Annotated in this window: 19 protein-coding genes and 1 pseudogene; 6 read left to right on the top strand and 14 right to left on the bottom strand. The window is 65.7% G+C overall.

The window, feature by feature from the left end:
* Positions 1 to 2: 2 nt before the first annotated feature.
* From JKG68_RS15460 to JKG68_RS15435, 6 genes are read left to right on the top strand one after another with little or no spacing between them, the layout of a single operon-like run.
* Entirely contained in the window at positions 3 to 908 is a 906-nt protein-coding gene (locus JKG68_RS15460) for an ABC transporter permease (protein ID WP_202061113.1), read from the top strand.
* A 2-nt stretch (positions 909 to 910) separates the two neighbouring features.
* A complete protein-coding gene (gene cdd / locus JKG68_RS15455) occupies positions 911 to 1,315 on the top strand; it encodes a cytidine deaminase (RefSeq protein WP_202061111.1) in 405 nt (134 codons plus the stop codon).
* 45 nt (positions 1,316 to 1,360) lie between these two features.
* A complete protein-coding gene (locus JKG68_RS15450) occupies positions 1,361 to 2,182 on the top strand; it encodes a purine-nucleoside phosphorylase (RefSeq protein WP_376773155.1) in 822 nt (273 codons plus the stop codon).
* Positions 2,175 to 2,936, top strand: a complete 762-nt coding sequence (gene deoC, locus JKG68_RS15445; protein WP_202061109.1) for a deoxyribose-phosphate aldolase — start codon at positions 2,175 to 2,177, stop codon at positions 2,934 to 2,936. The genes JKG68_RS15450 and deoC overlap by 8 nt, the downstream gene beginning before the upstream one ends.
* Position 2,937: 1 nt before the next feature.
* Positions 2,938 to 4,260, top strand: coding sequence for a thymidine phosphorylase (gene deoA, locus JKG68_RS15440; protein ID WP_202061107.1), 1,323 nt, complete (start codon positions 2,938 to 2,940; stop codon positions 4,258 to 4,260).
* Positions 4,257 to 5,198: a 2-hydroxyacid dehydrogenase gene (locus JKG68_RS15435; protein WP_202061105.1), complete on the top strand. Its 942-nt coding sequence runs from the start codon at positions 4,257 to 4,259 to the stop codon at positions 5,196 to 5,198. The genes deoA and JKG68_RS15435 overlap by 4 nt, the downstream gene beginning before the upstream one ends.
* 89 nt (positions 5,199 to 5,287) lie before the next feature.
* On the opposite strand, the gene JKG68_RS15430 is transcribed toward JKG68_RS15435, so the two are convergent.
* From JKG68_RS15430 to JKG68_RS15365, 14 genes and pseudogenes are all read right to left on the bottom strand, one after another.
* Positions 5,288 to 6,139, bottom strand: coding sequence for a C40 family peptidase (locus JKG68_RS15430; RefSeq protein WP_202061103.1), 852 nt, complete (start codon positions 6,137 to 6,139; stop codon positions 5,288 to 5,290).
* Positions 6,136 to 6,222 (bottom strand): annotated as a pseudogene (locus JKG68_RS15425) (MarR family transcriptional regulator); the annotation flags it as partial. The gene JKG68_RS15430 and the pseudogene JKG68_RS15425, both read right to left, overlap by 4 nt.
* Positions 6,223 to 6,274: 52 nt before the next feature.
* On the bottom strand, positions 6,275 to 7,657 hold the full coding sequence (locus tag JKG68_RS15420) for a leucyl aminopeptidase family protein (protein WP_202061101.1): 1,383 nt from the start codon (positions 7,655 to 7,657) through the stop codon (positions 6,275 to 6,277).
* A gap of 271 nt (positions 7,658 to 7,928) precedes the next feature.
* Positions 7,929 to 8,831: a 2-dehydro-3-deoxygalactonokinase gene (locus JKG68_RS15415; protein WP_202061099.1), complete on the bottom strand. Its 903-nt coding sequence runs from the start codon at positions 8,829 to 8,831 to the stop codon at positions 7,929 to 7,931.
* Between the two features lie 48 nt (positions 8,832 to 8,879).
* Complete coding sequence (upp, locus tag JKG68_RS15410) at positions 8,880 to 9,509, bottom strand: uracil phosphoribosyltransferase (RefSeq protein WP_202061097.1); 630 nt, start codon at positions 9,507 to 9,509, stop codon at positions 8,880 to 8,882.
* 36 nt (positions 9,510 to 9,545) lie between these two features.
* A complete protein-coding gene (locus JKG68_RS15405; RefSeq protein WP_202061091.1) occupies positions 9,546 to 10,799 on the bottom strand; it encodes a URC4/urg3 family protein in 1,254 nt (417 codons plus the stop codon).
* 144 nt (positions 10,800 to 10,943) lie between these two features.
* Positions 10,944 to 12,206 (bottom strand): GTP cyclohydrolase II, encoded by a 1,263-nt coding sequence (locus tag JKG68_RS15400; RefSeq protein WP_202061089.1) that lies wholly within the window; start codon positions 12,204 to 12,206, stop codon positions 10,944 to 10,946.
* Between the two features lie 204 nt (positions 12,207 to 12,410).
* The gene (locus JKG68_RS15395; RefSeq protein WP_202061087.1) at positions 12,411 to 13,631 is read right to left on the bottom strand and encodes a phosphopentomutase; all 1,221 of its coding nucleotides are present in this window, start codon (positions 13,629 to 13,631) and stop codon (positions 12,411 to 12,413) included.
* Positions 13,632 to 13,696: 65 nt separating this feature from the next.
* Positions 13,697 to 14,692 (bottom strand): cation diffusion facilitator family transporter, encoded by a 996-nt coding sequence (locus JKG68_RS15390; protein ID WP_202061085.1) that lies wholly within the window; start codon positions 14,690 to 14,692, stop codon positions 13,697 to 13,699.
* Positions 14,693 to 14,709: 17 nt separating this feature from the next.
* Complete coding sequence (locus tag JKG68_RS15385) at positions 14,710 to 16,338, bottom strand: ABC transporter ATP-binding protein (RefSeq protein WP_202061083.1); 1,629 nt, start codon at positions 16,336 to 16,338, stop codon at positions 14,710 to 14,712.
* Complete coding sequence (locus JKG68_RS15380; protein WP_202061081.1) at positions 16,335 to 17,498, bottom strand: ABC transporter permease; 1,164 nt, start codon at positions 17,496 to 17,498, stop codon at positions 16,335 to 16,337. The genes JKG68_RS15385 and JKG68_RS15380 overlap by 4 nt, the downstream gene beginning before the upstream one ends.
* Before the next feature lie 141 nt (positions 17,499 to 17,639).
* Positions 17,640 to 18,749, bottom strand: coding sequence for a microcin C ABC transporter permease YejB (locus tag JKG68_RS15375; protein WP_202061080.1), 1,110 nt, complete (start codon positions 18,747 to 18,749; stop codon positions 17,640 to 17,642).
* Positions 18,749 to 19,141, bottom strand: coding sequence for a DUF4260 domain-containing protein (locus tag JKG68_RS15370; RefSeq protein WP_202061078.1), 393 nt, complete (start codon positions 19,139 to 19,141; stop codon positions 18,749 to 18,751). Before JKG68_RS15370 ends, JKG68_RS15375 begins: the two co-directional genes overlap by 1 nt.
* Positions 19,142 to 19,156: 15 nt before the next feature.
* Positions 19,157 to 20,539 (bottom strand): extracellular solute-binding protein (locus JKG68_RS15365; RefSeq protein ID WP_202061076.1); only part of this gene is annotated, 1,383 nt, incomplete at its 5' end.

Genomic DNA, 20,539 nt, shown 5'->3' with positions numbered 1-20,539 from the left:
CCATGGATCTCGGCATTCTCGTCACGGTTTTCGACTCGGCCCTGCGGCTCTCGATCCCGCTTCTTGCCGCATGCCTCGCGGGCCTCTGGTCCGAGCGCTCCGGGGTGGTGGATATCGGCCTCGAGGGCAAGATGCTGGTGGCGGCCTTCGCGGCGGCCGCAGCGGCCTATGCTTTCGGTTCCGCCTGGGCCGGGCTCGTTGCGGGCATCGGTGCATCGGTGGTCTTCGGGCTCATTCATGGCTTTGCATCGATCAGCCAGCGCGGCAACCAGATCGTGTCGGGCGTCGCCATCAACATGCTGGCGGCAGGGCTCACCGCCATCGTGGGCAATGCCTGGTATGCCCAAGGCGGGCGCACCCCGCCGCTGGAAGGGGCGCAGCGCTTCGGCGATGCCCTCCTGGGCCATTCGGCGCTGGTCTATGTGGTTCTGCTCGCAGTGCCGCTGACCTGGTTCGTCCTGGGACGCACGCGCTTCGGGCTTCGCCTGCGGGCGGTTGGCGAAAATCCCGCAGCCGTCGATACGGCGGGCATATCCGTCACAGGCTTGCGCTATGTGGCCGTGGTCATCGGCGGCGTCCTGTGCGGCATCGGCGGCACCTATCTGTCGGTCGGGCAATCGGCGGGCTTTCTCACCAACATGACGGCCGGCAAGGGCTTCATCGCGCTTGCCGCCCTCATCTTCGCCAAATGGCGGGCATGGCCGGCGCTCGGGGCCTGCTTCCTGTTCGGGCTGCTCGACGCCATCGCCATTCGCCTTCAGGGCATTTCGCTGCCGGGCATCGGCGAAGTGCCGGTGCAGGCAATCCAGGCGCTGCCCTATCTCATGACCGTCATCCTGCTCGCCGGTGTCATCGGCAAGGCGATCCCGCCGCGCGCCGCGGGCGTGCCCTATGTGAAGGAGCGCTGAGCATGGCGTCATTGGATACCCTGTTCGAAGCCGCCAAGAGCATCCAGACCAAGGCTTACGCGCCCTATTCACGCTTCAAGGTGGGCGCCGCGATTGCGACGCCCGAGGGCCAGGTCTTCACCGGCTGCAACGTGGAGAATGCAGCTTATCCGGTCGGCTCCTGCGCGGAAGCCGGTGCCGTTTCGGCGATGATCGCCGCTGGCGGGAACCGCATTGCCCGGATCGTCGTGATGGGCGAGGGCGATGTGCTGTGCACGCCCTGCGGCGGCTGCCGCCAGCGCATCCGCGAGTTCGCGGCACCCGATACGCCGATCCACGTTGCGGGTCCCGAGGGGATCCGGAAAAGCTTTACTCTCGAAGAGTTGTTGCCCTTCTCCTTCGGTCCCGACAACCTGACGGATCGGTAGGGCGATTTGCTGTGATGAAAGGAAGGCCTGTCGTTCAGGCCTGAGATGACGATGCACCAGATGATTCAAGAGGCGGTCGAGTTCGTGCGCGGCCGCGGGTTCGACGGCCATTTCGATGCCGCCTTCGTGCTCGGCACGGGACTCGGCACCCTGGTCGACGAGGTCGATAACGCGGTCAGCCTCGCTTACGCTGATATTCCGCATTTCCCGAAGAGCGGCGTATCCGGTCACGCGGGCAAGCTCGTCGCCGGTACGCTCGAAGGCAAGCGCGTCCTGCTGTTCCAGGGCCGTGCGCATTACTACGAGACGGGAGATGCGGGCGCCATGCGCGTGCCCGTCGCCTTCGTGAAGGAGCTTGGCATCCCGACGCTGGTGGCCACCAACGCGGCCGGCTCCGTGCGGGCCGATATTCGTCCCGGAAGCCTCGTGGCGATCAACGATCACCTGAACCTCTCGGGCGCCAACCCGCTGCTGCGCGATCACACGGAAGGGCGCTTCGTGTCGCTCACCGGTGCGTACGATGAGGGCCTGCGCGAGACGCTGCAGCGTGCCGCGAAAAACACCGGCATCGATGTGCCCGAAGGGGTCTATGCCTGGCTGTCCGGCCCGAGCTTCGAGACGCCGGCCGAGATCCGCATGGTGCAGGTCCTTGGCGGCGACCTCGTCGGCATGTCCACGGTGCCGGAGGTGATCCTCGCGCGCTATTACGGCCTGAGGGTCGCGGCGATCTCCGTCGTCACCAATCTCGCGGCCGGCATCGAAGGCGCCTCGCCCTCGCACCAGGAGACCAAGGACACGGCGGCGGAAGCCTCCGAGAAATTCAAGCGTCTCATCCGGTCCTTCGTTGCGGAGCTGTCCCATGTCTGATGCAGAACTTGCAGCACGCGCCCTGCGCAGCCTCGATCTTACCGACCTGACGGAAACCTGCACCGATCAGGCGATCGACGCATTGTGCAAGAAGGCGCTCGATCCGCGCGGGCCTGTGGCCGCCGTGTGCGTGTGGCCACAATTCGTGAAGCGCGCGCAGGAGGGTCTGAAGGGGTCATCCGTGCGCATCGCGACGGTGGTCAACTTCCCCGCCGGCGCTGAGGATGTGGGCCGTGTAACGGACGATACGCAGGAGGCGCTTTCCGACGGCGCGAACGAGATTGATCTCGTGCTGCCCTACAACGCCGTGCGCCGGGGGGATCTCGCTGTCGCCAAGGACATGGTTGATGCGGTGCGCGAACTCGTCGATGGAGACCGCCTGTTGAAGGTGATCCTGGAGACCGGGGAACTGAAGGACCCGAGGCTCATCGAGACCGCAAGCCTCATTGCCATCGAGGCAGGTGCGGACTTCATCAAGACCTCGACCGGCAAGACGCCGGTTTCGGCCACGCCGGAAGCTGCCGAAATCATGCTCACCGCCATCAAGGCCTCCGGTCGCTCGGTAGGCATCAAACCCTCCGGCGGCATCCGCACCGTTGCGGATGCAGGGATCTACCTCGATATGGCCGACCAGATGATGGGGCCGGGCTGGGCGACGCCGCAGACCTTCCGCATCGGGGCAAGCAGCGTCTATGACGCGCTGATCGCCGCTATCGAGGGGCGGGCCGGAACGGCTGCCGCCGGGACCTACTGACATGAACCTTCTTCCGCAGGAAATCATCCGCCGCAAACGTGATGGCGGTACGCTTGAGCCTGAGCATATCGAGCAGTTCATCGAAGGGCTGACCGCAGGTCGCGTGTCCGAGGGCCAGGCGGCCTCCTTCGCCATGGCGATCTTCTTCCGCGGCCTCTCCGTGCCGGAGCGGGTGGCGCTGACCCGCGCCATGATGAACTCCGGGACTGTGCTCGGCTGGGATCTGCCCGGTCCGGTGCTCGACAAGCATTCGACCGGCGGCGTGGGCGATACGGTAAGCCTCGCCCTCGGGCCAGCGGTCGCGGCCTGCGGCGGCTACGTGCCGATGATCTCCGGGCGCGGCCTCGGCCACACGGGCGGCACCCTCGACAAGTTCGATTCCATTCCGGGATACGTCACCCAGCCCGATATCGACACGTTCCGACGCGTCACCCGGGAGGTGGGCTGCGCCATCATCGGACAGACGGCGGATCTCGCGCCCGCCGACAAGCGTCTCTATGCGATCCGCGATGTGACGGCGACGGTGGAATCCATCGATCTCATCACCGCCTCCATCCTGTCGAAGAAGCTCTCCGCCGGTCTGCAAGGCCTCGTCATGGACGTGAAGTTCGGCTCGGGCGCCTTCATGGACAACGCCGCCGATGCGCGAAAGCTCGCCGAGAGCCTCGTGCTCGTCGCCAACGGGGCGGGCCTGCCCACATCCGCGCTGCTCACCAACATGGACGAGCCGCTGGCGTCCGCCGCCGGCAACGCGGTCGAGATGGCCTATGCGGTCGATTACCTGACGGGCCGCCGCCGCGAGAAGCGCTTCCATGAGGTGACGGTGGAGCTGTCCGCCGAGATGCTGGTGCTCGGCAGGCTTGCGGCCGATATCGCCGAGGCGCGCGCGAAGATCGAGCATGCGATTGCGTCGGGCAAGGCGGCGGAGGTTTTCGGGCGCATGGTGTCTGCCCTCGGCGGTCCTGCCGACTTCCTGGAGAACCATGAGAAGCACCTGCAGGCAGCCCCCGTGATCCGCGCCGTCCATGCGGAGCGCTCCGGCATCGTGCAAAAGATCGCCACGCGCGACGTGGGCGTGGCCGTCGTGGCTCTCGGCGGTGGACGCACGCGGCCGCAGGACCCCATCGATCATGCGGTCGGCCTCACAGACTTGGCTTCTGTCGGCAGCATGGTCGACGGGAGCCGTCCGCTCGCCATCGTGCATGCGCGCAGCGAAGAGGCCGCCGATGCGGCAGCCCACGCGGTCCGCGCCGCTTATGCTCTCGGTGAGGAGCAGGCTGCATCGGGCGCCTCCATTCTCGAACGTGTTGGGGCCGGCGCATGAGCCTTCTTATTGCCGTCACGTGGCAGACGCAGCCGTGGGTCGAGCGTTTCCAGCGGCATCTGCCCGGGCGCGAGATCGCGGTGCTGGGTGAGGATTTCGACAGGAGCGCCATCCGCTACGTGGCGACCTGGGGTCCGAAGCCCGGCAGCCTGTCGGGCCTGCCCAATCTCGAGGCGATCTTCTCCCTCGGCGCGGGCGTCGATCACCTGATGAGCTATCCGGATCTTCCCGACGTGCCCATTGTGCGCGTGGCGCAGGACGATCTCACCCATCGCATGAGCGAATACATGGTGCTGCACTGCCTCATGCATCTGCGCGACCAGCGCCGCTTCGACGAGGACCAGAAAGCCAAGCGCTGGAAGCCGGATCGTGCGCCGCCGATTGCGGGCGATGTGCGGGTCGGCATCATGGGCTTCGGCGTGCTGGGGCAGGATTCCGCGCGCAAGCTGAAGACCATGGGCTTCGATGTGGCCGGTTGGAGCCGCACCCCGAAGAGTGTGGAAGGCTTTCAGGTCTATTCCGGCGAAGGCGGACTTGTGCAGTTCCTGGGCCGCACCGACATCCTCATCAGCCTGATCCCGCTCACGCCGGACACGCAAGGGATCCTCAACCGATCCCTGTTCGAGAAGCTTGCCCGCGATGGCGCCCTCGGCGGGCCCATCTTGATCAATGCCGGCCGCGGCAAGCTCCAAGTAGAGGCGGACATCCTGTCCTGCCTCGATGACGGCACCCTGAAGGCGGCGACCCTCGACGTGTTCGAAACCGAGCCGTTGCCGGAGGATTCACCCCTCTGGACCCATCCGCGCGTCACCGTCACGCCGCACAACTCGGCCACCAGCGAACCGGAGGCGACAGCCCGCTACATCGCGCAGCAGATCCTCCGTTACGAGGCAGGCGAGCCGTTCGAGGCTGTCGTGGATCGGGCGCGAGGGTATTGATCTGCTCTGCGGCAGGATCAAAGAGCAATGCCGCATCCCGGAGGGGGAGCCGATCCGGGATCGGGTGCAGTCCCGGGATGACGCTAGGATTAGCGGATTCGCTTGATCGCGGTGATCGGTCCATAGCTCGTGCGGCGGATGCGCTCCTCGGCCACTGCAATCGGCTCGATCATGACCGTCATGCTGTGGCCGGTGGCGTGGATGAAGCGCGTCTCATCCATCATCAGGCCCACATGGCCTTTCCAGAACACCAGATCGCCGCGTCGCAAGCCGCTGAGGTCTGACTTTACTTCGACAGGCGTGCCGAGCTCGCGCTCCTGCATGTCGCTGTCACGGGGAGCCCGGATGCCGGCGGCCGCCAGCACGGTCTGGGCCAGCCCCGAGCAGTCGATGCCGAGGCTCGTCTTGCCGCCCCAGAGATAGGGCGTGTGCAGGAAGCGCTCGGCCATGCCCACGTAATCGGCCTCATATGCATCGAGGACGGTCAGGTGCGGGGCGTAAACCCAGCCGCCGGTGGCAAGGCGCGCGTAATCGCCTTGTGTTTCCACCACGGCCACCTTGGAGTTCAGGGTCAGGTAGCTCTCATGGGGCAGCTTCAGGCTCGGTCCCGGATAGATGAAGGTGCGGACTGCGCCGACCTTGTGGGTGGGCTCTGCTCCTGACCAGCCAAGAACGGTGCTTGGCAGATAGCCCACATAGCCGTCCTCACGCAGCTGCACCCAGGCCCAGCCCTCATGCTCGTCATAGACGGTCACGGCCTCCCCGAAGATCGCCTGCGTGTCGACAGGCGCCTCGCGGGAGGGGTGGCGGTGCAGGTCGGCAAAGGTGGCAATGACGCGCTTGACCGTACCCGTCGTGAAGCGCTCGGCCTCCACCTGCCCGCGCAGGCGCTCATCGGCGAGATCCGCGCGAAAGGGCGTGAGGCGGCGGTCGAAACTCATCGGGGCAGCTCCTTGGCACGGGCGATGATCATGTCTCCTAGCCGCTCCACGGCCAAAGCGCCAGCCACCGTGCGTTTTGGAAGCCTATCGTGGGGGCCGTCAACGCACGGTGCAAGCCATGCCTGCTGCTATGCTTTAGGAAGCGTAGCGCTCCTTGATGAGGCTGTACATCAGGCGCGCCGCCTGCACCTCGCCGCCTTCGGGACGGCCAGGCTTCGTGGAGGGGTTCCAGGCGAAGATGTCGAAATGCACATGCGCCTTGGCGGCCTGCACGAAGCGGCGCAGGAACAGGGCGGCCGTGATCGAGCCCCCCATCGGCCCGCCGGTGTTGTTCATGTCGGCGAACTTGGAATCGAGCTGGCTCTGGTAAGGCGTCCAGAGCGGCAGGCGCCACACGGGATCGTTCACGGCCATGCCGTGGCGGGCGATGTCGGCCGCAAGCTGATCGTCGTCGGTGTAGAACGGCGGCAGCTCGGGACCGAGCGCCACGCGGGCCGCGCCCGTGAGCGTGGCGAAATCGACGACGAGATCGGGGTTCTCCTCGTCGGCGAGCGCCAGAGCATCGGCCAGGATGAGCCGGCCTTCCGCATCCGTGTTGCCGATCTCGACCGTGATGCCCTTGCGGCTTTGCAGGATGTCGCCCGGACGGAAAGCGTTGCTGGAGATCGAGTTCTCCACGGCCGGAATGAGCACGCGCAGGCGCAACGGCAGCTTGGCGCCCATGATCATGTCGGCCAGCGCGAGAGTCGCCGCAGCGCCGCCCATGTCCTTGCGCATGAGCAGCATGGACGAGGAGGGCTTGATGTCGAGGCCGCCGGTGTCGAAGGCGACGCCCTTGCCCACAAGCGTGACGCGCGGCGCATCCGCCTGGCCCCAGGTGAAGTCGATCAGGCGCGGAGGGGTTTCCGAAGCCCGGCCGACCGCGTGGATCATCGGAAAATTCTGCTCTAGAAGATCGTCGCCGACGATGCTGGTGAAGGAGGCGCCATGCCGCTCCGCGATGCCTCGCGCGGCAGCCTCGATGCCGTCGGGGCCAAGATCGCTGGTGGGCGTGTTGACGAGATCGCGGCTTGCGACGACCGCGTTCGCGATGCGCGCCACATCCTCGGCGTCGACGCCGTTCGGCGCCACGAGGCGCACGGATTTTTCAGGTCGCTTGCGATAACGGCCGAAGCTGTAGCTGCCCAGAAGCCAGGCGAGCGTCGCCAATGCGGGATTGGGCGCTTGCGTCTCGAAGCGATAGACACCGTCAGGCAGCAGGCTCGGGAGCTTGCCGACGAGGAATGGGTCGGTGTGCTTGGCGTCCGTTCCGTTGAGGCCGAAGGCAACGCCCAGAAGGTTGCCGTCCGCATCCGGCAGCAGGCAATGGCTTCCCGCCTTGCCCTCGAACCCCTGTGCCTTGGCAAAGCCCTGCGACGTCTTCGGCAACTGCTCGGCAATGGCTGACCATGTCTGCTCCGTCACAAGCCAGATGGGCTTGGATGCGTCGGTCGCGGAGGCAAGGAGGGGATGGGGCATGGATGCTGACCTGGAGGGTTGTGGAGATCGTGCGGGCGAAAGTTGTATGGGCGAAAACGGGCCGTGTCATCCCAGGGCCCCCCGCGATCGTCTGCAGTAGAAGGTTCTTGAACCTCGACACTGTCATCCCCGCGCAGGCGGGGATCCATAACCACGACTTCTTCGGACGAGGCGATCAGCGCTGCGCCTCTTTCTGCACCGCGAGCGGTTATGGATTCCGGGCTCCGCTACGCGGCCCCGGAATGACAGTGCCTTGATTGCACACGATCACTTACCCCACAGCATGCTGCCGCACGATCCGTGCGAGGCCTGCAATCAGCGCCTCCTGGGGAACCTTGACCTCGGATTTGATCCCGTGGCGCTCCAGCGCATGCACGTAGAGATCGGCGCGGCCGGGCTCGGCCAGGATGGTGACGGAGGAGGGGCGGCCGAACTGGGACAGGGCTCCGTTGATCTCGTCGCCCGTGAGAAGGCCCGACAGGTAGGGGGCAAGCAGGCCGCTGTCCATGCGGCGCGACACGACGGACGCGCGCGCGCTGAACAGGAGATGGAGCAGGCCGACGCCGTTGTCGCCCTGATTGCGCTCGGCGGCATCGAGGCCGAGATCGAAGCCCTTCGGGTCCTGAGGCTCGCTGGCCGGACGGCCGATCATGGAATGCTCGCGCAGGAGCGCGTACATCTCGCCGGTCATGTAGGTGGCGAAGCGCTCGATGCGCCCACCGCGCATCAGGATCCACTTGGGGTGGGTTCCGGCCGAGCAGATCAGGCCATCCTCGACGCCCGTGCCCAGCACGAGCGTTTCCTCGCCGCGCATCACATCCGCGGCGCCGGGAGCAGGTTCGCAGAACAGGCCCGGGATGATGTGTCCCTGCCGGCCGTTCTCCAGGTCCACCGGCACGAGGGCGCCGGCGATTTCCGCAGGGCCCGCGGGGCAGGAGGCGTATGGCGCCTCGACCCAGCCTTCGCGGCTTCCCACCATGCCGACGAGCAGCACCGGAGCCTTGGGTTCGGCCTCGAGCCAGCGTCCGCACTGGCGCAGGAAAACGTCGCGGTGCTGGCCCTTTTGCAGGGCCGAGACCCCCTCATTGGACGAGACCTGATCGAGAACCGTCTCGTTCTCGATCAGGTAGCCGCGAAAGCGGGTCGTTCCCCAGTCGGCGACGATGAAGCGCAAGGCAATGATCCGTGGTTGATGCCGGTAGAGGATAAAGCCCGAGAGGCGTCAGCGCGTTCCGTACATCCGGTCGCCCGCATCCCCCAGGCCCGGCTCGATATAGCCGTGGTCGTTGAGGCGATCGTCGATGGAGGCGGTCCAGATATGCACATCAGGGTGCGCGCCGCGCAGCTTCTCGATGCCCTCGGGCGCTGCCAGCAGGCAGACGAAGCGCAGGTCCTTGGCGCCGCGCTCCTTCAGCCGGTCGATGGCCGCAACCGCCGAGTTGGCCGTGGCGAGCATGGGGTCGAGCACCAGCACCATCCGGTCGGCGAGATCCGACGGCGCCTTGAAGTAGTACTCAACGGCCTGGAGCGATTCCGGATCGCGGTAGAGGCCGATATGGGCCACGCGGGCTGCGGGAACCAGGGTGAGCATGCCGTCGAGAAAGCCGACGCCGGCGCGCAGGATCGGGGCCAGGACCAGCTTCTTGCCGGCGATCTGCGCGCCTTCCATGGTGGTGAGCGGCGTCTCGATCTGGATGCGCTCCATGGGCAGGTCGCGGGTGACCTCGTAGCACAGCAGCATGCCGATCTCGTTGAGGAGCTGGCGGAAGCCCTTCGTGGAGCGCTCCTTGTCCCGCATCAGGGTCAGCTTGTGCTGAACCAGCGGATGATCGACCACCGTGACGCCCTGCATGCCTGTCCCCTTTTGGATTGTCGTCTGCTGATTCATCTAAAACACCGTCCCGTCACTAATCACGCTCAGAGGAGGCGAGCCGTCGCCGCGCTTCTCCTTCGCCAATCTCCGCCCTGTGGCCCAGGTGCCGCCTTCGAGCGCCTTGGCCAGGGGGAAGTCCTCCGCGGCGAATCCTAGCTTCGCGCGGATCGGATCGGCAATGCGGTCGAGAAGGGCAACCGTCAAGGCGCGCCACTCCACGACAAGCTGCGAATCCACCGCATGCGCGCGGGAGGCATCCGCAGGGTCTTTCAGGGCGATCACGCCGGTGTCCAGGAAAAGACCGCCGTTGCGGTACTCGGGCAGGCCCGTGAGGCCGTCGATCTCGATGACGTTGCAGCCCGCCCATTCGATGGGCTCGATCAGCGAGTACGACAGCCACTGGGACAGCTTGTGGAAGGGCACGAGCCCCTTGGTGGCATCCGGCGCCTCCACGAGCGGGTGACGCCAGGTGTCGCCGAGATCGACGCCGCCCAGGGTGATCCGGCCCGGCCAGATGGGGCCGAGATGGGTGAGCAGGGCCTCCAGGATCGCGGTCGCCTTGACGGCGCCGTTCTCGGCGGTGGCGGTGATCACATCGTAGAGCCCGCCGGGACGGGAATCGTCATGCTGGCCGAAGATGTCCGGGTTCGTGGCGATCACGCGCCCGAGGCGGTTGAGGAGCGCGGCGCGGCCTTCGAGCCCGACGAGCGGGTTGTTCGGGGATACCTGGAAGCCCGAGGCCAGATCCTCAGGCGTGAGGGTCATCAGCACATCCGCATCGACCCGGAACGGGTCTTCCGGCCGGCTGGAGAAGGCGCCGCTCACGAACATGTCGAAGCTTGCCACCGCCAGACCCTCGGAGCGGATATAGGTTTCGCCCGTGCGGCCTTCCTCGTAGCGCCACTGCGCACCCGCGCCCGCATCGAGCAGCACGGACACGATGGCGAGATCGAAGGCCGAGCGCGCCATCTCGGAGGCGTCCTGCCAGGGCGCGCCGTGCATGACCGCGTCCCAGCGGTCATGGCCGCCGGCCGAGAAATGCCGCCAGCGGGCATGGAAGGGTATGTCGAGGGACGGATAGGCCTGTCGGATCGTGGCCACGACCTCGTCGGCGCAGGCCTCCAGGCGAGCGAGATCGACCGTGAAATGCTGGAGGCGGCCATCGAGGCCAGCCTGCAGCAATTGATGTGACCGCTCGCGCACGGCGGCGGCAGACAGAAGGTTTCGGGCGGCTTCGGTTTCAGAAGACAGGTCAGGCTGGTCGGTCACGCAAGGCTCCGATGCTCTCCGGGGGAGACGCGATAGCACAGTCTTTGGGCAGCCCAGTATCTCCAGGCGAGGCCGTTTGGCGACAAGGTTAAAAACGAAGCGGATGCCGGCGGCAAACCGGCACCCGCTTCACCTTCCGATGGTTCAAAAGCGCTCCAGATCGCGGCCCTTCACCTGCTCGAGCGCGGACGGATCTGGCGCTCCCTCGGGTGTATAGTAGCCGGCGGCCTTCTTGGCCTCGATCTCCACCTGCGCGTCCGGCGGCACCAGTTCGGCCGGGATCGGTACGCGCTCCACCACCTCGATGCCGGAGCCGGTGATGGCGTCGTACTTCATGTTGGACATGGACATGAGCCGGTCGATGCGGCGGATGCCGAGCCAGTGCAGCACATCGGGCATGAGCTGCTGGAAGCGCGCATCCTGCACGCCGGCCACGCATTCCGTGCGCTCGAAATAGGTGGAGGCCTGATCGCCGCCCTCCTGCCGCTTGCGGGCATTGTAGACCAGGAACTTGGTGACCTCGCCGAGCGCCCGGCCTTCCTTGCGGTTATAGGCGATGACGCCCACGCCGCCCCCTTGAGCTTCCCGTACGCATTCCTCGATGCCGTGCACCAGATAGGGGCGGCAGGTGCAGATGTCGGAGCCGAACACGTCGGAGCCGTTGCATTCGTCGTGAACCCGGCAGGCGATGCGGGTCTTAGGATCGCTCAGGCGCGACACGTCGCCCACCACATAGACCGTGATGTTGCCGATGGGCGGCAGGAAGACGCTCATGTCCGGGCGGGTGACGAGCTCCGGGAACATGCCGCCGGTCTGCTCGAACAGGGTGCGGCGCAGCTCGCCCTCGGAGCAGCCGAAGCGCTCGGCGATGCCCGGCAGGTACCACACGGGATCGACCGCGATCTTGGTCACCGAGATGTCGCCGGATTCGTGCAGGAAGCCGCCGTCGGCCTTGAGGCGGCTTGCCCCCATGGCGGACAGGATCTCCGGCATGTTGAGGCGCGCCTTGGTGATGGCGATGCTGGGCCGCACATCAATGCCGCCTGCGATGTCGTCCTGGAAGACCTGGCCCGCCATATGGCCCCAGGGGTCGAGGGACACGATCTTGCCCGGCTCGAACCATTGCGGATGCGGGCCAACCTCGGCGGTGGGGTGCGTGTTGTGAAGATCGGGACGCGCCAGCGGGTTCATGGCCCGGGCCGAGATGGCGAGCGCCCTGTAGAGCGAGTAGGAGCCGCCATGGGCGCCGATCACGTTGCGGTCGGCCGGGGTGGTGACGGTGCCGATGATCGGGCCGCGCTCCTTCGGGTCCGAGGCGCCCCACTTGACTGGATGCTTGATGGTGCCTGCGTTGGGCTCGGGGTGCGAGGTGAGCCGGATATGCGTCGAGCGGTTGGGTGAGCTCATCAATGATCTTCCACGCGAGAACGGGAAGACTCTCCATAGACCGTCCGGAGAGCCTCCTTACGATCTATGGAAGACTGATCCAAAGTTTCGGTGGCGTCAATGGGCCGGGTCAGGATGTGCCATCTTAGCCATGAGACGGGAGAAAATCGGGGTGGCGGCGAGCGTCATTCCGGACGGTGGAGCCGGTCCGGGATCATGAGGGTGTTAGAGCCAGGATGTTCCCTTGCCCTGGTTCCCGACGCCCAGATGCGCCAGCACGCTTGCCCCAATGTCTGCAAAGGTCTCCCGCCGTCCGATGGTGCTCTGCTTCACGCCCGGCCCGAAGCTCAGGATCGGCACGTGCTCGCGGGTATGGTCGGAGCCGCGCCAGGACGGGTCGTTGCCATGGTCGGCCGTGATGATGACGAGGTCGCCCTCCTGGAGAGCAGCCTCGATTTCCGGGATGCGCCGGTCGAAGGCTTCGAGCGCCGCAGCATAGCCGGGAATGTCGCGGCGGTGGCCGAACTCGCTGTCGAAATCCACCAGGTTGGCGAAGACGAAGCCGCCCTCCGGCAGATCGCCCATGGCCTCGATGGCGGCCGACAGGCAGGCGTCGTTGCCGTTCGGCTTGATCTCCCGGCCCGTCGAGCGATGGGCGAAGATGTCGCCGATCTTGCCGACGGTAACCACGGAGCGGCCGGCCTTCGTCAGGGTGTCGAGAATGGTGTCGGCCGGCGGCGGCGTGGCGAAATCCCTGCGGTTGCCGGTCCGCTTGAAGCCCGCTTCCGGCGAGCCGACGAAGGGGCGGGCGATCACGCGGCCGATGTTGTACGCATCGCAGACCTCGCGCCCGATCCGGCACAGCTCGGAGAGGCGCTGCAACCCGAAGGTTTCCTCGTGCGCCGCGATCTGCAGCACGCTGTCGACCGAGGTGTAGAAGATCGGCTTGCCGGTGCGCATATGCTCCGCGCCGAACTCGTCGATGACCGTGGTGCCGGAGGCGTGCTTGTTGCCGAGAATGCCCGGAAGGCTGCCGCGCTCGATGAGCGCCGCCGTCAGCTCCGCCGGGAAGGCCGGGACGGTGTCGGGAAAGTAGCCCCAGTCGAAGGCGACGGGCACGCCCGTGATTTCCCAGTGGCCCGAGGGCGTGTCCTTGCCCTTGGAGGTCTCGACCCCGTAACCCCAGGCTCCCTTCAAGGGGCCTTGCGGCGCGAGGTTGGGCGGCATGCGGCCGGTGGAAGCCTCGCAGGCCAGGCCTAAGCCAAGCGCCGTCATATGGGGAAGATGGAGCGCGCCCTGGCGGAGCCCGGCTTGGTCGCCACGGCCCTCCGCGCAGGCCTCAGCGATGTGCCCGACCGTATCGGCACCCGTATCGCCATAAGCATCGGCATCCTCCGCGCCGCCGATACCGACGGAGTCGAGCACGATGAGAAGAGCGCGAGGCATGACCAGGATCCTTCAACCAGGGGAATCACGCTGATACGGCATTACGGCAAAAGATGCGATGCCCTCTAGCGAGGGGGGTGTCCCCCATGATCGTGCCCCTTGTGGGGATGGTCATGCCGGTGCTCATGATGCTCGGGAGGGTCCCCCTCGCCATGATCCCGCCGTCCCGGGGTGTGGATCTCGATCTGCAGGGTGGCATGCCCGATGCCGAAGCGCTCGTTCAGCTCCCGCTGAGCGCTGGCCAGAAAACCATCGCCCGGATGGCCGCCGGGCATCACCAGATGGGCTGTGAGCGCGGTTTCGGTCGTGCTGACGGCCCAGACGTGAAGCTGGTGGACACGGGCGACCCCTGGCATCTGTTCCAGCGTTCTTCTGACCTCGGGAACCGCGATGCCGCGGGGAACGCCGAGGAGGGAAAGGGTCAGGGACTGCTTCAGCAGGTCCCACGTGCCCCAGACGATCACGGCGGCGATGACGAGGCTGAGAACCGGGTCGATCCAGGTTGCGCCCGTCCACAGGATGCATAAGCCTCCGAGAACGACGCCGAGGGAAACGGCCGCATCGGCCACCATGTGCAGGAAGGCGCCGCGGATGTTGAGATCGTGCTGCCCCTTCATGAAGAGAAGGGCAGTCAGGCCGTTCACGACGATGCCGATGCCCGCCACGACGATCACGGTGCCGGCCGCAACGGGGGCGGGTTCGATCAGGCGCTCCACGGATTCCCACACGATGCCGCCGACGGCGACGAGCAGAAGCAGTGCGTTGAACAGCGCCGCGAGGATGGAACTGGGACGCAGGCCGTAGGTGAAGCGCTCCGTCGGGCTGCGCCGGGCCAGGATCGCGGCGCCCCAGGCAACCGCGAGGCCGAGCACGTCGCTCAGGTTATGGCCGGCATCCGAGAGCAGGGCCATGGAATCCGCCCAGACGCCGTATCCCGCCTCGATGGCAACGAAGCCGAGATTCAACGCGATGCCGATGGCGAAAGCGTGCCCGTGACCCGCCTGGGGAGCGTGGGAATGCCCGTGATGCGAATGGCCGGCCGAGTGGTGATGCGCAGGCATGTTCGACCAGTGGCGTCCTATTCCCGAACCGCGTTCGATGCTGCGGTTTCGAGGTTGAAGGCCGCAGCGAACAGGGCCTTGGTGTAGTCCGTGCGCGGAGCGGCGAAGATGCTCTCGGCCGATCCTTCCTCGACGATCCTGCCGTTCTGCATCACCACCACGTGGTTGGCGAGCGCCCGCACCACCTTCAGGTCATGGCTGATAAACATGTAGGCGAGGTTGCGCCGCTTCTGGAGATCGCGCAGCAGCTCCACGATCTGCGCCTGCACGGACATGTCGAGGGCCGAGGTCGGCTCGTCGAGCATGACGAATTGCGGCTCCAGGGCCATGGCGCGGGCGATGGCGATGCGCTGGCGCTGGCCGCCGGAAAATTCGTGCGGGTAGCGATCCATGGTGGCGGGGTCGAGTCCCACATCGTCCAGGGCCTTGGCGACGATGTTGCGGCGCTCCGCATATGAGAGATCCTTGTTCTGGACGAGGAGGCCTTCCTCGACGATCTCGGCGATCGACATGCGCGGCGAGAGGGAGCCGTAAGGGTCCTGGAACACCACCTGCAGGTCCTTGCGCATCGGGCGGATGTCCTTCGCCCGCATGCCGTCGATGCGGCTGCCGAGGAAGACGATGGGGCCGTCCGACTGCACGAGGCGCAGGATGGCAAGGCCGAGCGTGGTCTTGCCGGACCCGGACTCGCCCACGACGCCCACGGTCTCGCCCCGGCGCACGCGCACGGACACGCCATCCACCGCCTTCACGTGACCGACGGTCTTCTGGAAGAAACCGCGCTTGATCGGAAACCACACCTTGATCGGTCCGGCCTCGACGATGACCGGCGCATCGTTCGCAACAGGATTGGCCCGGCCCTTCGGCTCGGCTGCGAGAAGGCGCTGGGTGTAGGGATGCTGCGGATTGCCGAAAACCTCCTCCACCGTTCCCTGCTCGACGATCTTGCCTTTCAGCATCACGCACACCCGGTCCGCGATCTTGCGCACGATGCCGAGATCGTGGGTGATGAACAGCATCGACATGCCGAGCCTGCTCTTCAGTTCCGCGAGCAGCTTGAGGATCTGCGCCTGCACCGTCACGTCGAGCGCCGTGGTCGGCTCGTCTGCGATGAAGAGGTCGGGCTCGTTGGCAAGCGCCATGGCGATCATCACGCGCTGGCGCTGGCCGCCGGAGAGCTGATGCGGATAGGCGCCGAGCCTCGACTCCGCATCGCGGATGCCCACGAGTTGCAAGAGTTCCAGGGTGCGGGCGCGCGCCTCGCGTTCGGAGAGGCCGCGATGCAATTTGAGGATTTCGCCGATCTGCCGGTCGATGGTGTGCAGCGGATTGAGCGACGTCATCGGCTCCTGGAACACCATGGTGATGTCGTCGCCGCGCACCCTGCGCATCTCGCTCTCGTTCAGCCCGATCAGGTCCTTGCCCTTGAACAGGACACGGCCCGAGGGATGATGGGCGGACGGGTAGGGCAGGAGCTTGAGCACCGAGAGCGCCGAGACGGACTTGCCCGAGCCGGACTCGCCCACCAGCGCCACCGTCTCGCCCGGCATGACGTCGAAGGACACCCGGTCCACCGCCAGCATGTCGCGCTCGCCTTGGCGGAAGGCGACGGAGAGGTCTTGAACCGAAAGCAAAGGCTCTGTCATCGGAAGGTCTTCCTCGGGTCGAAGGCATCGCGCACCGCTTCGCCGACGAAGATGAGAAGGCTGAGCATCAGGGCGATCACGAAGAAGCCCGCAAGGCCGAGCCAGGGCGCCTGCAGATTGGCCTTGCCCTGCGCGAGCAGCTCGCCGAGCGACGGCGAGCCCGGCGGCAGGCCGAAGCCGAGGAAGTCCAGCGAGGTCAGCGTCGTGATCGAGCCGTTGATGATGAACGGCATGAAGGTGAGCGTCGCCACCATGGCGTTGGGCAAGAGGTGCTTGAACATGATGGTGCCGTTGGACAGGCCGAGCGCACGGGCGGCGCGCACATATTCGAAGTTTCTCGCGCGCAGGAACTCGGCGCGCACCACGCCCACCAGCGACACCCAGGAGAAGAGCAGCAGGATGCCGAGCAGCACGAAGAAGCTCGGCGTGATCACCGCCGAGATGATGATGAGCAGGTAAAGCGACGGAATGGCCGTCCAGATCTCGATGAAGCGCTGGAACAGCAAGTCGGTCCAGCCACCGTAATAGCCCTGCACGGCGCCCGCCAGGATGCCGATGATCGACGAGATGCCCGCAAGCGTCAGGCCGAACAGAACCGAGATGCGAAAGCCGTAGATGAGGCGCGCGACCACGTCGCGGCCCTGGTCGTCGGTGCCGAGCCAGTTCCACTCGATGTCGTTGCAGCCCGTGCCGCCGTTGCGCTCCGCGATGGGCCGGCACTGCTCGTCGGCGAGCATCCAGGTGGGCGGGGCCGGGGCAGGCACGGGAAGGTCGAGATTGTGCGTGGTGTAGGAGAAGCGCACGGGCGCCCAGAGCAGCCAGCCGTTGTCCTGGATTTCCTTTCGGATCACCGGATCGCGGTAGTCGGTCTGCGCCAGGAAGCCGCCGAACTTCTCCTCCGGGTAGTCCACGAAGGCCGGATAAAGGATCTCGCCCTTGTAGGAGGCGAGGATCGGCTTGTCGTTGGCGATGAGCTCCGCGAACAGGCTGAGCACGAACAGGACCAGGAAGATCCAGAACGACCAGTAGCCGCGCCGGTTGGCCTTGAAGTTCTCCATCCTGCGCCGGTTGAGCGGCGAGAGCTTGATGAAGCCCTGCCGCGGCAGGGGCGGCGCGACGGGCGACGAGGCCGGGGAGACGACGGGAACGTTCTCGTTCATCTCACGCCTCCTTCGCGCTTGTCATCCCCGGCGAGCGTAGCGAGGGAAGGGGATCCATAGCTGTGAGCATGAGAGTGGATTCCCTTCCCCTCCGCTGCGCTCCGGCCGGGAATGACACTGAGGTGTGAGCGCTTCATCATCTCACGCCTCCCTGGTTTCGAAATCGATCCGCGGATCGATCCAGGTGTAGGTGAGATCGGACACGAGGTTCACCGCCAAGCCCACGAGCGAGAAGATGTAGAGGTTGGCGAACACCACCGGATAGTCGCGGTTCACGATGGACTCGAAGGACAGAAGCCCGAGGCCGTCGAGGGAAAAGATCGTCTCGATGAGAAGCGCCCCGGCAAAGAACGCGCCGATGAAGGCTCCGGGAAAGCCTGCGATGACGATGAGCATGGCATTGCGGAAAACGTGCCCGTAGAGCACCTGTCGTTCGGATAATCCCTTCATGCGGGCGGTGAGCACGTATTGCTTGCGGATCTCGTCGAGGAAGGAGTTCTTGGTGAGCAGCGTGGAGGTGGCGAAGGCCCCAAGCGCCATGGCCGTGATGGGAAGCGCCAGATGCCAGAAGTAGTCGGCGATCTGGGCATACCATGGCATCAGGGCCCAGTTCTCCGAGGTGAGGCCGCGCAAGGGAAAGAACTGCCAGAACGATCCGCCGGCGAACAGCACGATCAGCAGGATCGCGAAGAGGAAGCCCGGAATCGCATAGCCGATGATGACGACGGCCGAGGTCCAGATGTCGAAGGAGGAGCCGTCGCGCACGGCCTTCTTGATGCCCAGCGGCACCGAGATGGCGTAGGACAAAAGCGTCATCCAGAGGCCCAAACTGATGGAGACCGGCAGCTTCTCCTTGATGAGCTCCAGCACCGAGATGTCGCGGAAATAGCTCTTGCCGAAATCGAAGCGCGCGTAGTCCCAGATCATCTTCAGGAAGCGCTCATGGGCCGGCTTGTCGAAGCCGAACTGCGCCTCGAGCTGCTTGATGAACTGCGGGTCGAGTCCTTGGGCGCCCCGGTAGCGCGACGAGGAGGCGTCTCCTGTGCCGCCGGCACTCTGGCCTCCGCCCGAGAAGTCGCCGCCTCCGCCGGAGATGCGGGAGGAGGCGCTTGATTCCTGGCCCTGCAGCTGCGCGATGATGCGCTCGACAGGCCCGCCGGGCGCAAACTGCACCAGCACGAAGGAGATGAGCATGATCCCCAGGATCGTGGGGATCATGAGAAGAACGCGACGCGCGATATAAGCCAGCATCAAACGCCTGCGGATTTGAGGCCGATGCGGCCGAGATGGGTGTCGTTGAAGCCGGATGCGTATTTCAAGCCATATCCCAACATGCGGTCGAACCCGATGTGAGCCGCCCAGATCGCGGCCAATCCCAGCAGCATAGAGTGGTCAAGGGAAAGACCAAGCCCTGTCAGAGCCGCAGGTCCAAGGGTGGAGTGGAAGGCATTGTAGACGGCAGCCCCCGGGCGCGGGCCGGCGGTGTAGGCCACGAAGCTCAGGTCGGGAGCGAGGAACAGGACCGCATAGAACCACCAGGAGAGGTCGGTATAGGTGAAGGCAGTGGTTGCCAGGATGAAAAGGGCCAGGCCCTCGAGGCGCAGGATCAGGCGCGGTGCGTCCACGCCGGCATGTGCTGTCAATGGTGTATCCAAACCTTACCCTCGCCCGATCCGCTTGGCCTTTTCCGCATCGTACCACCAGGTCCAAGGCGCGCCCGAGCTGAAGCGCGGCTTCGTCGCTGGGCGGGAGAACTGGTCCCAATAGGCAAGCCATTCGCTGGCCCTGTACCACATGGGCACCCAATAATGGCCCGAACGGAGAACCCGGTCCAGGGCGCGACAGGCGATGTTGAGCTCGGGCCGAGTCTTGGCATTCCCAAGCGTCTCGATCAAGGCGTCGACGACCGGATCATCGATGCCGGCGAGGTTCTGCGATCCAGGCCGTTTGCCGGCCTCCGAACCGTAGATCACCCGCAGGCTGTCGCCGGGGGTCGGCGAGCCGCTCAGGTTGCGGCTCGCCACGTCGAAGTCGTAGGCATCCATGCGGGAGCGGTACTGGGCGGCATCCACGATGCGGGAGGAGGCATCGATGCCGAGCCGTTTCAGGTTGGCCTGGAATGGCTGGGTATGGGGCTGGAGCGACGGCTGGAAGTCCAGGAACTCGATCCTGAAAGGCTGCCCGTTCGGCAGCTTCAGCACGCCGCCCTCGCGTTTGCAGCCTGCTTCGCGCAGGAGTTCTTCGGCCCGGCGCAAGTGACGGCGGTCCTGTCCCGAGCCATCGGAGACCGGCGGCATCACGGGCTCCCCGAACACCGAGGCAGGCAGCCTGTCGCGGAACGGCTCCAGCAGGGCGAGTTCCTCCGGCGAGGGCTTGCCCACGGCCTTCATGTCGCTGTTCTCGAAAAACGAGCTCGTGCGCTTGTACAAGCCGAACATGATGTTGGCGTTGGTCCATTCGAAATCGAAGGCAAGGCCGACGGCTTCCCTGATGCGCGGATCCTTGAAGGCTTCGCGCCGGGTGTTGAAGTACCATCCCTGAACGTTCGAGGGCGCGTCGTTCGAGATCTCTTCCTTTTTCACGCGGCCTTCGCGCATGGCCGGAAAATCATAGCCCGTCGACCAGATGCGGGACGTGTATTCCTCGTTGTAGGTCAACGTGCCGTTCTTGAAAGCTTCGAAAGCCACGATCCGGTCGCGGAAATACTCGTAGCGGATGCGGTCGAAATTGTTCAAGCCCACATTCACCGGCAGGTCCTTGCCCCAGTAATCCGCCACGCGCTCGAACTCGATGAAGCGGCCCTGCTCGAAGGGGCCGACCTTGTAAGGGCCGGAGCCGAGCGGCGCTTCCAGCGTGGAGGCCTCGAAATCCCGTCCCTGCCAGTAGCGTTCGGACAGGATCGGCAATCCCGCGATGACGAGGTGGAGATCGCGGCTGCGCTGGGGCGTGAGCCGCACGCGCAGCATCTCGTCGGACTCCGCCTCGGCCGAGGCCATCTGGGTCAGCAGCTGGCTGAAGAGCGGATGCCCCTTCGTCTTCAG

The organism is Microvirga aerilata (genome assembly GCF_016743775.1).
Classification (GTDB): domain Bacteria; phylum Pseudomonadota; class Alphaproteobacteria; order Rhizobiales; family Beijerinckiaceae; genus Microvirga; species Microvirga aerilata.
Note: the sequence above shows the minus strand (reverse complement) of the source record. Positions and strands in the feature narration are given on the sequence as shown.

What these genes read in the sequence shown, in the direction of transcription:
- JKG68_RS15400 (WP_202061089.1), bottom strand. Translation starts at nt 12,206, where the DNA reads ATGAGCTCACCCAACCGCTCGACGCATATCCGGCTCACCTCGCACCCC.
- deoA (WP_202061107.1), top strand. Translation starts at nt 2,938, where the DNA reads ATGAACCTTCTTCCGCAGGAAATCATCCGCCGCAAACGTGATGGCGGT.
- JKG68_RS15420 (WP_202061101.1), bottom strand. Translation starts at nt 7,657, where the DNA reads ATGCCCCATCCCCTCCTTGCCTCCGCGACCGACGCATCCAAGCCCATC.
- JKG68_RS15375 (WP_202061080.1), bottom strand. Translation starts at nt 18,749, where the DNA reads ATGCTGGCTTATATCGCGCGTCGCGTTCTTCTCATGATCCCCACGATC.
- cdd (WP_202061111.1), top strand. Translation starts at nt 911, where the DNA reads ATGGCGTCATTGGATACCCTGTTCGAAGCCGCCAAGAGCATCCAGACC.
- JKG68_RS15430 (WP_202061103.1), bottom strand. Translation starts at nt 6,139, where the DNA reads ATGAGTTTCGACCGCCGCCTCACGCCCTTTCGCGCGGATCTCGCCGAT.
- JKG68_RS15435 (WP_202061105.1), top strand. Translation starts at nt 4,257, where the DNA reads ATGAGCCTTCTTATTGCCGTCACGTGGCAGACGCAGCCGTGGGTCGAG.
- upp (WP_202061097.1), bottom strand. Translation starts at nt 9,509, where the DNA reads ATGCAGGGCGTCACGGTGGTCGATCATCCGCTGGTTCAGCACAAGCTG.
- JKG68_RS15450 (WP_376773155.1), top strand. Translation starts at nt 1,361, where the DNA reads ATGACGATGCACCAGATGATTCAAGAGGCGGTCGAGTTCGTGCGCGGC.
- JKG68_RS15395 (WP_202061087.1), bottom strand. Translation starts at nt 13,631, where the DNA reads ATGCCTCGCGCTCTTCTCATCGTGCTCGACTCCGTCGGTATCGGCGGC.
- JKG68_RS15380 (WP_202061081.1), bottom strand. Translation starts at nt 17,498, where the DNA reads ATGAACGAGAACGTTCCCGTCGTCTCCCCGGCCTCGTCGCCCGTCGCG.
- JKG68_RS15460 (WP_202061113.1), top strand. Translation starts at nt 3, where the DNA reads ATGGATCTCGGCATTCTCGTCACGGTTTTCGACTCGGCCCTGCGGCTC.
- JKG68_RS15390 (WP_202061085.1), bottom strand. Translation starts at nt 14,692, where the DNA reads ATGCCTGCGCATCACCACTCGGCCGGCCATTCGCATCACGGGCATTCC.
- JKG68_RS15385 (WP_202061083.1), bottom strand. Translation starts at nt 16,338, where the DNA reads ATGACAGAGCCTTTGCTTTCGGTTCAAGACCTCTCCGTCGCCTTCCGC.
- deoC (WP_202061109.1), top strand. Translation starts at nt 2,175, where the DNA reads ATGTCTGATGCAGAACTTGCAGCACGCGCCCTGCGCAGCCTCGATCTT.